Genomic DNA, 13,110 nt, shown 5'->3' on the forward strand with positions numbered 1-13,110 from the left:
TTAAACAAATATGGCCACAACTGTACCTTTTGACAAAAAGAATAATTATGAAAAATTATTTGCTTCCTGCATTATAAAAGAAGCCAAATATCCTGAAATAGATGCTTTAATAGCAAAAATGGTTTCGAATAAAGCCAGATATAAATCCGTTGGTGATCCGTTGAATATCCCATGGTACGTAATCGCAATTATTCATTGTATGGAAGCCAGTTTGAGATTTGACACTCACTTACACAATGGCGATCCACTTACGGCACGCACAGTTCAGGTTCCTGCCGGGCGTCCAAAAACCGGACATCCTCCATTTACATGGGAAGTAAGTGCTAATGATGCCTTGACTTATGACAAACTAAACTCATGGACCGATTGGAGCATTGCCGGAATCCTCTACAAATTGGAATTATTTAACGGATTAGGATATTACAAACAAGGTATTAATTCGCCTTATTTATGGAGTTATTCCAACCAATATACCAAAGGCAAATATGTTCAGGACGGACGCTATGATCCCAACGCAGTTTCTAAACAATGCGGAGCTGCTGTATTATTACGTCGTTTTAGTGAGCAGCATTTGATATCGTTACCCGATAATCATATACTGGAACAAATACTGACTCAAGGCAGTAAAACAAATTATGCTCCTAATACTTTTTCCAACGAAGCCAAAGAATTGCAAACGCTGCTTAACAGTGCCGGAAGTGTACTTAGAGTCGATGGTAAAGCCGGCGAAAAAACTTCTACCGCTTATTTTAAATTCAGTAATACTTATTTAAAAGGAGATCCAAGAAGAGTTTAATGCTATAACTAATTCTAAAACAAAATGGAACAGGCTTCTACTACTGAACAATCTCAGGATAATAATAAGGATAAGCCATCAATAGGTGAAAAACATGGTTATTCTATAATAACAGCAATAATTATTGCTTTGTTAACGTGTGGATATCTTTTCTATATTCTTCCTAATAATAAAGCGAAAGAGGATAGAAATAACATTGCCGTTTTACAAGGTATCGAACAGCAATTGAAATCATATATAGATGATCAGGTAAAATATATTGACGATGATAAAATGAAAAGTCTTGGACTCTTATGCTATAAAGGCTCACTGAGTACATATATAGATACCATAATAGTTAAGAAAGAGAAAATTGGAGAGGTAGAAAACGGAACAATCAATCTATCCAGAAAAATTGTATTATCAGGAAGGCCTAAAAATTCCAGTAAATATCCTAAAGAAAATTGTGCTAGTCTTGACACAATTGATGATCCTGTTAGTATTGATTTAGCTAAATTTCTGACTAAAGTTAATTCTACCACACATTTCACTTCGTTTTTCATCTGTCCAATAGAAAATGGAACCTGTCAAGCTTATAAATCATTTATATCCGAAAATGTAAGCTTGGCTGATCAAGATAGTCTGATTGATAATAGTAGAAAAAATGGTCCTTTTGATTTCCAAGGATCTACAAAACATTATTATGCCAATCAAGTAAAAATTCCAAATACCAATTATGCTATATTCTTAGCTACAGGAATTGATAATACTACTTTTCAAATCAATATCCGGGAAATTGACAACAACTTATTAATTATCAGCTTGCTTTTAGTCATTGTTTTAGTATTAGGAATAAATTTTATAAAACCAATTGTAAGTAGTTATAAAGAAAGACTTAGTCAAAAAGACTTGATTAGTGTGGCATTCTCCATCGGAATTTTGATTGCAGTTTTAGTTGTATTTAGTATAATCTCTTACTGGGACAATTCCATAAAAAACAGAACCACAAATGATCTAAAAACGTTAGTGGACAGAATAGATACGAATTTTAAAGACCAAATTAAGTCTTACCAAAATTGGCCAACTGATTCAAGATTTAAAGACAAACGTGAAGCTTCAGAAAATAATTTTACCAAAATATATTTAGAAACGGGTTCGAAAATTAGTTCTGTAAATGGAGATTCTCTTACTAAAGATGATATCTCACTTCGTAATGAAGAAAAGTATATCGATATTAAAAGCTCTACATTACAAAAAGCTACTAAAGATTCAATAAAACTTGCGCATTTAGATAACTATTTCCGCATGAACAATTACGGATTGATCACAACAGATCTAAGTACTTCAATTCCTAATATACGAAGAAAATATGCTGATCGAATGTATTTTGAAATACTCCAGCGAAAAAATGAGAATAATCAAAACGAAAGAAAAATAAATAAATTACTAACTGCAGTTTTCTCAAGAGAAAATAATAGATACCAATGGATATATGCCGAGAGAAATCCAATATCAGAAGAAAAAGGTATTAAAGGAATTGCTTTCAGAGAATATTTCTCCGAAAAAATAATATTACCGCCAGGAACTGGCTACATGATTATAGACAGAGGTGGCGAAGTATTAATGCAAAACGATCCTGAAAAAAATCTCTATCAAAATTTGCGTTACGGATCAAAAAGAAATCTTGAACTTATAAGTTTGTTATCCGGTGTAGACCAGAAATCATTTGAGTTAGAATATCAAGGTACTTTTTATCAGGTATATGCAAAAAAATTAGATATTAAGATTGACTCTCCTTTATATATTCTCGGTATCCGTAATTTGTCACATCTTGATCGTTTAGCAATATTTACTTTTAGCAATGGATTCTTAATTTCCCTTTTCTATGGTTTCTTTATATTATTAATCACTTACATTTATTCGGCTCTTTTTTACACTGGTCGTCTTAGTCTACTATCAAACCAGCATTTTTATCACCTTTTTCCGGATAACAGTCGGACTTATCAATACAAACAATTATTAATTGTCAATTCCATTGCAATTCTATTTATTGTAATTGTCTCTTTAATATCTTCTCCATCAATAGCACTTACTACTTGTATAATAACTGGTTTCAACTTAGTTCTTACAAACTTAATAACCCTAAATATTCGTACTTTAAAACGTGAAAAAGACCTTATTATATTAGTATTAATTTTATTCGTTATTACCATTCTTTTACTCGGGATAATATTCTTTTTTAACAGTTTTCCAATTGCAATCTTTATTCTTTTTAGTGCACATGCGGTCCTAATCTTTTATTATAGAAACTGGAGAAAAGAAGACACCGAAAATCTTGAACAGTTTAAAAAGCAAAATAAAGGAGTTAACAGAAAAGCTTATACGAGATTCATGACAGTCAGGCTAATTTATCACTTTGCTATTTTTCCGTTTGTTTTGATCAGTGCATTTTATATTAACGAACTGAATGATTTTGCAAGTTATTATTGTTCTTCGGATCAAATCAAAGAGAAAATCACAGCACAAACCAAAAAACAAAGCCAAGAACAAAGCCAAGATTATGCTGTAAATGCTTATAGTTGTGATTGTACAGAAACAAAAGAAAAACCGTTAATAGTATCCAATAGTAAAGACTATTTAATAGAAAAAGCAAATATTGGTTTCTTGGATCGTCCGGCAATGTATGAAATTAAAAATTTCACATTTTATCCTTTTAAAGACCTATATTATCTCAGCTCAACTTCCTTTCTAAAAAATGAAAATATACACCAAAGCTTTGTGATCATTCTTACCTTATTTATCGGGCTCTTTTTCCTTATCATTCTAGTCTATCACTTACTTAACTACTACAGTAATCATTTCTTTTTTTATGATTTGATGCAGGCGGCTTATGAGAAATATTATCCCTGTACGAAACATGAGTTGGCAAATGACCACATTTTTATAGCAATGGTGAATAATGATGATATAAAAAAACTAATTCAGGTTCCACCTGGTCCAATAAAAACAAACGCTGACATATATCAAGATATGACAGGATGTGTCTATCGTGATATAAGTATCGATCAAGTCTTTGATAAAGATAATAGAAGAAATAAGGAGGATATTAAAAAGGATACTAAAGATAAAGAGGATGAAAAACACAATGGCAACAATGAAATATCTCCTTTTTTAAGAATGAACTTTATACTTAATTACAACCATAATAAGTTTTCTGCCGAATACAATAAAATATGGAAGTCGTTGCCAAGAGACGGTCAAACCCGAAGTGTTCTTTATGATTTTGCTCAGGATCAATTTGTAAACTACAAAAATAAAGGTATCATAATGGATCTTATGGAAAAAGGAATAATTGACTGTCATCCGTTAACGGGAAGACTTAAGATGATGAACCTGAGTTTTAGGATATTTATCTTGTCTAAAAGTAAGCAGGATAAGTTTATCACCAAATTTAAAGATGAAAGCAAGAATGGAACCTATAGCAAATTGAAAATTCCAATTTTTATTGTTGCCATAAGTGCATTGTTACTATTAATGTATCTCAATAAAGACAGCTACGACAGAGTTGCAGTAATGGGAGGCAGTATAGTCTCAGTAATTGCTTTACTTAATAAATTCCTTGAAGCCAATAAAAGTCTTTAATTCAATAATAAGAATAAGTAAATAATAAAAACATTTGACTTATAGTATATTGTAATATTCGCCACGAATTCACGAATTTTTTTAAATCTAATTCGTGAATTCGTGGCGAAAAAAATTTCTAATCAGTCGAAAAACTTAACAATAAAATTTCGCGAATCGACAATTACTTCCCAAAAAGAACTGCCATAATCTTAGTATAAATTTCCGTGTTTTGGTAAACGCCCATAAAATTTTGAGCTCCAGGACCATAAGCAAAGACCGGAACCGGAACCGCTGTATGATCGTTTGTACTAAAACTTCCGTGTACAAATCCTTTTTCTATACTTCCGTCGATTAAAGAAAGTCCGCCAGTTTCATGATCTGCTGTGACAATTAAAAGTGTTTCAGGGTTTTTGTCTACAAATTCCATAGCTTGTCCAACCAATTTGTCAAAATCCAGCATTTCGCGAACTACATATTCTACGTTATTCTGATGTCCGCCGTAATCGATTTGCGCCCCTTCGGCCATGATGAAAAATGGATTCTTTGTTTTAGCAAAAGTTGAGGTTGCTTTCGCCAAAGATTTAGTCAAAAAATCCCCTCTCCCCGCTTTCATAGAAACTACCGAAGCATCTTCTAAAACTACAAATTTGCTATTTTTAATCGTATCCAGACTGCTGAATTTATCCGAAAAAGTATATCCTTTTTCAATCAATATTTTAGATAAATCTTTACCATCTTTTCTGGAATAAAACTCTTTCTGTCCTCCACCAATTAAAATATCAGATGGATTCGCTAAAAAATCTGCTGCAATAGGTTCGCTATAACTTCTATCAGACTGATGTGCATAAAAACCAGCCGGAGTAGCATCTGTAATATTTCCTGCTGAAATAATTGCAGTTTTATAATTTTTCTTAACCAATTGTTGTGTGATTAATTCCAACGGTTTTCCATTTTCATCAACACTAATAAATCTGTTATTGGTTTTATGTCCCGTTGCCATTGCGGTTGCTCCCGCAGCCGAATCTGTGATGTAACTATCCGAAGATTTCGTTATAGACAATCCTTGTGTTGGAATATTAAATAAACTCAACTGACCTTTATTTGCCGTATAACCCGAATAAATTTGCGTCAAACCCATTCCGTCACCAATTAATAAAATTACATTTTTTGATTTCTTTTTAGAAAATGACACGCCATTTTTAGGAACATAAGCTTGATGAAACTCGGTATTTTGATAAAAAGTCGTTTTGATATTGTTGATGAATTGTGTCAATGTTGGAACATTATCCGTTGCAATATAATCGACTTTTAAATTCATCAAAGTCATCCACGTATTCACATTATCCTGAGTTCCCCAAAATCTGATTTTTTTATTTTGACCGTGAACTTTTTTAATGATTGCTTGCACTTTCTCAGAATCGGCTTGTGTCATTACCCCTTTCCCATTCCAGATTGTAATTTCTTTCAAATCTTCACTAATCATTTCAACACGGAGTAATTGTTCCGGAGTATAATTCTCATTCAGTCTTCCGTCAAAATAAATAAACTCAGGATAATCCTTCCAGTTTGCAGGCGAAGGTCTGTTTCCGGAAATAACCACTTTCAGATTTTTATTCGAAATCAAATCCGGATACAACTTAAGCTGCTGTGCGATTAATTTTAAAGTTGGTTCTGCTTCTGTTTTAATGTCGATCATTATAATTAAAGGCTTATTACTCGGATATGCTTTTCCGCCTAAAGTCTTTAATTTATTTGATAAAGGATCCAAATACATAATTCTAAGCGTGTTGTACGTTGTAATTTCTTTTGAAGTATGAGCAACTGGCAAATCATTATTTACCAGAAAAACATCGGCTTCGATAACACCGGTTTCATTAGAATATGCTTCGTAAAAAGGTAATTTACTCGCATAATCATTATGAGAATGAATGTTTGAAGAACTGTATTCCTGCGCTTGCGCAAACAGGAAGAATTGAAGGCAAAAAAGGGTGATTAATTTTTTCATTGTAATTGGGGTTTGTTTAAAAGCTGAAGGTGGCTTTATTACGAATTATCATATTGGGATTATATTTTAAACACATAGAAATAATAGTTTACTGGGCTAAAAAAAGGTGTTTCACTTATTTAAACAATCATAGCTCACGTAGTTTGTCATTTTCGACCGAAGGGAGAAATCACACTAGAAATTCTACAATCAAAATCGCCAATCTTTGTCGAGTTACGCGTGTGATTTCTCCCTTTGGTCGAAATGACAATATTGCGGTAACTTTCTTAAACACAAACCAGCCTTTTTCATTAAAAAAAGACTGGTTTATTTTTTATATAAGATTCATTTCTTTTTTTGTTACAACTGCAAGCTCCACAACAAGCTTGCAGCGTAAAAAAAAACAAACAAACTGAAACTAATTAATAGTGAATTATAAATTGTGAATGGCTAATTAATAATTCATAATCTACAATTCATAATTACAAACTACCAGCCTTTATTTTGTGTAAGCGCACCTTTGCTCACTGCAATTTCATCTGGTGGTATTGGCCAAACGTGGTGAACTGCAGGATTAAAATTACGGGCAGGATAAATCACGCTACCATTATAATGGTGTAATGGTTTTGCATAAGTCGCCTGAGCATCGCCCCAACGGACTAAATCAAAATGGCGATCTGTCCATTCTCCAGCCAATTCACAACGTCTTTCTCTTTTTAGATCCGTTAATGTAGCACCTGAAAGATTTCCTAAACCTGCACGTTTTCTAATCATGTTGATTTCGGTATCAGCACTTAGACCTTTCATTAATTTGGCTTCTGCCAACATTAAAATTACATCAGCATAACGTAAAAGAGGTACATTCAACGCTGTCGAAGGTTTATCTCCATTTGCATTTACATAACGAATATCGATTCCGCCCGAAGTTGTTTTTGGATAACCAAATGGCTCCATATATTTATTGAACTGATATCCTGTTCTGTTACTGGAACTTACAACATATTTTCCTTCGTTGAAAGTTACTAGTTCCCCAAAATACATAAACTTATCTCCTTTTTGCAAAATTGTAGCGCTGCGTCTTTTATCAGCCGGATCATAGGTATCAAACAATTCTTTGGTAGGATAAAAATTTCCCCAACCGTTGTAAACTCCCCAACCTTTATCTTCCAGACAAACCCCTGGGAAAATAGAACCCAAACCTGTGTTTTCTGAACTTGAAGTAACCGACCAGATATACTCTGAAGACCAATTGTTTTTAATTTTAAATACATCTGCAAAATCGTCAAGCAATTTGTGTTTTCCGCTGTTTACAATCATATTTGCGTATTTAATCGCATTGTCCCAATCTTTTGCATATAAATAGGTACGAACTAAATATCCCCAAGCAGCAGTTTTATGAGCACGTCCGTAATTATCAGGCGTAAGCTCATTAAAATACGGTAATAAATCGGCAGCTTTAACTAAATCTGCGGCGATATAAGCATAGTTTTCTGCTACATTTTTTGCACGAGGAACATATACATTTGTTGGATCTGCACGATCCTGAATTGGGATTCCAGCGCGATCATCTCCGTAATGATACGCCAATTCTAAATGCATTACAGCGTGATTGAAATAAGCTTCTCCTAACATCATATTTCTTGTTTTTTCGTCAAGCGAAATCTTCGGAATATTGCGAATCACATCATTACAGCGTTTCATTACTTCGTAGTGCAATCTCCAAATATCTTTAGTATCAGATTCTGCTCCATCAACAATAAAATTCTTGATACGTTCGGCATTTTGTCTTGGTTTGGTTCCTATATCATCACTTGCATTATTCAGCCAGAAAAAACCACGACCATACATATTATCATCAGAATATAAGGCATAAATGGCATTTACTCCCGCTTTTGCATCAGCAGGTGTTTTCCAGAAATTTCCGCTTGACGGCGCTCCTTGCGGAATCACATCAAGTTCACTTTCGCAAGCCGAAGTGCCTAGTAAAAGCACAAAACTCAATAATAAAAGACTTAAATTTTTCATTTTATTTGTTTTATATTTTTTTAAAAAGTAGCATTTACACCCGTCATATAAATACGAGAAAGTGGATATTTACCTAAGTCAAGACCAAAGTTGCTAAGTCCCACTTCAGGATCCATTCCGGAGTAATTTGTGATTGTAAATAAATTTTGTCCTGAAATAAAGAATCTAAGTTTCGCTTTTCCGTTCAGCCAATTATCTTTAACCGTATAACCAATCGAAACGTTTTTTAATCTTATAAATGAAGCATCTTCGATATAAAAATCAGAGATTCTCCCGAAGTTATTGTTATTATCTGTTGATGAAAGAACCGGAATATTAGTATCTGTATTGGTTGGCGACCATGCATTTTTAGAATCTGCCAATAAATTATATCCAGGGAAAGAAGCGTTCAAACCTGTATATTTTACAGCATTAAACATTTTATTTCCTGCTACGGCATTAAAGAAAATATTCATATCAAAACCTTTATATCTAAAGTTGGCATTTAAGCTGTAAGTTGTTTTTGGAAAAGGATTTCCAAGAACTACTCTATCGCTATTGTTAATTACGCCATCTCCGTTTACATCTTTAAATTTAATATCTCCCGCAACTGCATTTGGCTGATATACTGCACCAGAACTGTTTACATATGCTTTTGCTTCGGCATTACTTTGAAATAATCCGTCTGTAGCATATCCGTAATACGCACCAACCGGGCTTCCAACCTGATAAATATTGGCTAAAGGCAAACTACGAACGCGGCTAATATTTAATGGTTCAAGAGAAGTTAAACCATCTTTAATAGAGATAATTTTGTTGCTTAAAAATGCTGCATTTGCTGTTACATCAAACTTAAATTCTCCGCGTGTTTTTTGGTATGTCAAACTAGCTTCGATACCTTTATTTTCAACATCTCCCGAGTTTACAATTCGACCTTGTGGAGTTCCTGAAACACCCGGAAGCTGATCGCGAACCAACATATCTTTATTCTTTTTGATATACGCGTCTACAGATCCTGTCAAAGTATTGTTCAACATTGTAAAATCCAAACCAATGTTTGTCTGCTCTGAACTCTCCCATTTTAAGTTAGGATTTGATAATTCACCTTCGGCATAACCATAATTAATTGTTGGAGTTGAACCAATCAAAGCCTGAGTCTGATTCAATGGCACACTAAATTGGTAGGGTCCAAGATTTCCTAAATTTCCTATTTGTCCCCAGCTTGCACGTAGTTTTAAATTGCTTACGATTGAACTATTTTTCATGAATTCTTCTTCAGAAATTAACCATCCTGCAGAAACAGAAGGATAAACTTTCCAGCGATTCTCTGATAACAGTTTTGAAGTTCCGTCACGGCGAACAATTCCTGAGAATAAATATTTCTGATTAAAATCGTAATTCAACCTTCCAACATAAGATGAAATAATTTCATCAGATAATCCTGCTGCCGTTTGCTGAATTAATTTCGCATTTAGCAAATAACGCTGCGATGGATCTTCATTATCAAAACCAGTTCCTTCAATTGTATAAAATTCTCTCTTTGTTTCCTGATACGTATATCCGGCCAAAGCTTTGAAATTGTGTTTTCCTAAAGATTTTTCGTAAGAAATCGTTTGTTCCCCTAATAAATCTGTAGTTGTAAGTGACTTTTGCGTTAATCGGTTAAAGTCAAATATTTTTCCAGGCTCTGTAATTTTTACTGCAAAATCTTTTGCATTATCCTGAATTCTCGTGTAACCCCAGTTTGTTTTTACTTTTAATCCTTTGACAATTTCCCATTCTGCATAAGGATTGATCAAAATAGTCGACACAGGATTTCTATTGTCTAGTCTTTTCAAATAAGCAACCGGATTGATAACATCTCCGTAAGAACCAATATATTTCTCCGGAACACCTCCAAATTTTCCGGAACCATCTTCTCTATAAATAGTGGCATTTGGCGGATAAAAAATTGCTGCCAAAATTGCTCCTGTATAACCGCTTGATGTATTGGCGCTCTGACCATTAGTTAATGAATACGATAAATTTTCTCCAATGGTAAAATTTGGCGCTAATTTAAAAGAGGAGTTTGCTCTCGCTGTATAACGCTCACCAAAAGTATTCAATAAGATTCCTTCATTTTTTCTATAACTTCCCGAAACAAAGAAATTAGATTTTTCCGTTTTACCGTTTATAGAAAGGGACAAATCCTGAATTTCTCCTGTATGAAAAATTTCATCCATCCAGTTTGTTTTTGTAGTTCTCGCCGTTGGTTCAAATGCGGGATCAAAAGCCGGAATTCTTGGCATACCTGCATTATCTCTTGCCAAGTTCATAGCATCTGCATATTCGGCAGCATTAAGAACATCCAGTTTTTTGGCTACATTCTGAAAACCTCCCTGATAATTTACATTTATATTTACTTTCTCAGAAACTCCTTTTTTAGATGTAATTAAAATTACGCCACCAGAAGCTCTTGCTCCGTAAATTGCTGCCGAAGCTGCATCTTTCAAAACACTTATCGAAGCAATATCATTTGGATTTAAAGTATTCAAAGAACCGCTGTAAATAATTCCGTCCAAAACAATTAAAGGCGTTTCTGCATTCAAAGAACCAATTCCACGAATATTAATTGTAGGTTCAGCCGTTGGGTCACCACCATTACTAAGCACCGTAACACCCGCAACGGTACCTTGGAGTAATTCGGCAGCGCTGTTGAAGGTTCTGCTCGAAGTTTCTTTCATAGAAACAGATCCTACAGATCCTAGAACTTCATTCTTTTTCACACTTCCATAACCCATAACTACAACTTCCTGCAGCTGTTTCATGTCGGCTACTAATTTGACTGTGATGTTTTTATCAGATGGAGTTACTTTAACTTCCTGATCTACATAACCAACATACGAAAAAACAAGAATTGCTTCAGATGCGTTGATTTCGATCTTAAAAGTTCCGTCAAAATCTGTTGTTGCTGCGACATCAGAACCTTTATCTTTTATGCCTACGCCTGGCAATGGCATTCCGTCATTTCCGCCATAAACCGTTCCCGAAATACTGATTTTATTCTGATCAGCATCCGAAACTTTTTGGCTTTTTTTGATAACAATATTATTATTTACAATTTCATATTTAAGGAAAAAATTGCTGCATATTTTATCCAATGCCTGTTCCAGCGTAACATTACTTAGTTTTAAACTAATTTTCTGATTGGTATTAACCTGATTCGTTTCGTACATAAAATGCACATCAATTTGCTTTTCTATCTTCTGAAAAACATTTTTGATACTTTCATTCTCCACTTTTAGAGTAACTCTTTTGCCAATATCTACGCTGGCTGCTTTTGCTGATAATCCGATAAAAAATAAAGCCACAAAAAGTAGTGCTTTCTTCAATGCCCATTTTTTAATGCTCTGACAGTTTTGGATAAACCGCATTTGCTTTTTAGTCATGTTTTTGAGTTTTAATTGTTTTGATTATGATTGGTTTTCTACGTAGCTTCTTAAAAAATTAGTATTGTAATCTGTTGTTTTTGTTACCTCTAAAAATCGTTTCACTTTTAATAAATCGCATAACTGTGTGTATAATTTTTCACGCAGATTTAGCAGATTTTTTGCTTTAAATATTTTTTTTAATCTTTTTAATCCTTTAATCTGTTTCAAATGTTTTTTCAGGCGGATTCAGCAGATCGAGCAGATTTTTAATTTTTAATTCTCAATTTTTAATTTTTTTCTGTGTTAAGTTTTTCTATTTTATTTTATGATATAAATTCCTGATTCTTGTTTATAATTAGCATTTATGATATTACACACCAAAGCAACAACCTGATCTACAGGAAGCTCTTTGAAATAAGCGCTGATTTTTAGATTGTTTAAATTCTTGTTTCCAATTTCTATCGTAACATTATAATTACGATTAATTGTTGCAATAACTTCCGGTAAAGGAGCATCTTCAAAAACAATGATATTTTTCCGCCATAGCGAAATAGAATTCATCGGAATATCTGTAAAGGCTTGCATCTTATTGCTTTGTGATTTAAAAACTACTTTTTGCCCCGGCGTTACATATACATTTTCCTCAGTAACGGTCGATTTTACATTTACTCTTCCGGTTAAAACCGAAACTTCTTGTGTGGCATGATCCGGATATGCCTGAACATTAAAACTGGTTCCCAGAACTTTCGTATCCATTTTATCGGTATGAATGATAAAAGGATGTTTTTTGTCTTTGGCAACATCAAAAAAAGCTTCTCCGGTTAAATAAACTTCTCTTGTATCCCCTTTAAATTCGGCAGGATATTTAATACGGCTTCCGGCATTTAGCCAAATTTGAGTTCCATCGCTCAAAATTACTTTGGCGTGTTCTCCTGATTTTGTAGCATATTGTTTGGTAATTCCTTCTTCGGCAGATAAATAAAAGAAACAAGACAATCCCATTAAAATCAATAGAGAAGCTGCTATTGCCCAGTTTTTATTCTGAAGAAAAATAACTTTGTTTGTTTTCTTTATTTGTCTGATTTCCTTATTTAATTTCGAACGATCAGATTTGATAATTTCGATACTATCCAATATTTCTTCTGGATGATTGTACCAGTTATTCCATAATTCTTCCCCTTTTGGATCCGGTTTTCCTTCTAAAAAAAGTTTTATATCTCGATGTAATTTTTCAGGCATTATAATTTGTTTATCTCTTTAATAGTATGTCTTTGAAATGGTATTTTCAGGTAGGCGGATAAGGTTACGCTTTT

At 33.5% G+C, this 13,110-nt stretch carries 6 protein-coding genes; 2 read left to right on the forward strand and 4 right to left on the reverse strand.

The window, feature by feature from the left end:
* Positions 1-10: 10 nt before the first annotated feature.
* Complete coding sequence (locus EAH81_RS10345; RefSeq protein WP_140506628.1) at positions 11-796, forward strand: hypothetical protein; 786 nt, start codon at positions 11-13, stop codon at positions 794-796.
* Positions 797-820: 24 nt separating this feature from the next.
* Positions 821-4,417 (forward strand): hypothetical protein, encoded by a 3,597-nt coding sequence (locus EAH81_RS10350; protein ID WP_140506630.1) that lies wholly within the window; start codon positions 821-823, stop codon positions 4,415-4,417.
* Positions 4,418-4,580: 163 nt separating this feature from the next.
* On the opposite strand, the gene EAH81_RS10355 is transcribed toward EAH81_RS10350, so the two are convergent.
* The 4 genes from EAH81_RS10355 to EAH81_RS10370 all read right to left on the reverse strand — a co-directional run bounded on the left by EAH81_RS10355 (position 4,581) and on the right by EAH81_RS10370 (position 13,036).
* Complete coding sequence (locus tag EAH81_RS10355; protein ID WP_140506632.1) at positions 4,581-6,404, reverse strand: alkaline phosphatase; 1,824 nt, start codon at positions 6,402-6,404, stop codon at positions 4,581-4,583.
* Positions 6,405-6,872: 468 nt separating this feature from the next.
* Positions 6,873-8,408, reverse strand: a complete 1,536-nt coding sequence (locus EAH81_RS10360) for a RagB/SusD family nutrient uptake outer membrane protein (protein ID WP_140506635.1) — start codon at positions 8,406-8,408, stop codon at positions 6,873-6,875.
* A gap of 20 nt (positions 8,409-8,428) precedes the next feature.
* On the reverse strand, positions 8,429-11,815 hold the full coding sequence (locus EAH81_RS10365) for a SusC/RagA family TonB-linked outer membrane protein (protein WP_140506637.1): 3,387 nt from the start codon (positions 11,813-11,815) through the stop codon (positions 8,429-8,431).
* A gap of 300 nt (positions 11,816-12,115) precedes the next feature.
* Entirely contained in the window at positions 12,116-13,036 is a 921-nt protein-coding gene (locus EAH81_RS10370; protein ID WP_140506639.1) for a FecR family protein, read from the reverse strand.
* Positions 13,037-13,110: the final 74 nt, after the last annotated feature.

The sequence above is a fragment of the Flavobacterium pectinovorum genome (assembly GCF_006438875.1).
Taxonomy (GTDB): Bacteria; Bacteroidota; Bacteroidia; order Flavobacteriales; family Flavobacteriaceae; genus Flavobacterium; species Flavobacterium pectinovorum_A.

What these genes read in the sequence shown, in the direction of transcription:
- EAH81_RS10345 (WP_140506628.1), top strand. Translation starts at nt 11, where the DNA reads ATGGCCACAACTGTACCTTTTGACAAAAAGAATAATTATGAAAAATTA.
- EAH81_RS10350 (WP_140506630.1), top strand. Translation starts at nt 821, where the DNA reads ATGGAACAGGCTTCTACTACTGAACAATCTCAGGATAATAATAAGGAT.
- EAH81_RS10355 (WP_140506632.1), bottom strand. Translation starts at nt 6,404, where the DNA reads ATGAAAAAATTAATCACCCTTTTTTGCCTTCAATTCTTCCTGTTTGCG.
- EAH81_RS10360 (WP_140506635.1), bottom strand. Translation starts at nt 8,408, where the DNA reads ATGAAAAATTTAAGTCTTTTATTATTGAGTTTTGTGCTTTTACTAGGC.
- EAH81_RS10365 (WP_140506637.1), bottom strand. Translation starts at nt 11,815, where the DNA reads ATGACTAAAAAGCAAATGCGGTTTATCCAAAACTGTCAGAGCATTAAA.
- EAH81_RS10370 (WP_140506639.1), bottom strand. Translation starts at nt 13,036, where the DNA reads ATGCCTGAAAAATTACATCGAGATATAAAACTTTTTTTAGAAGGAAAA.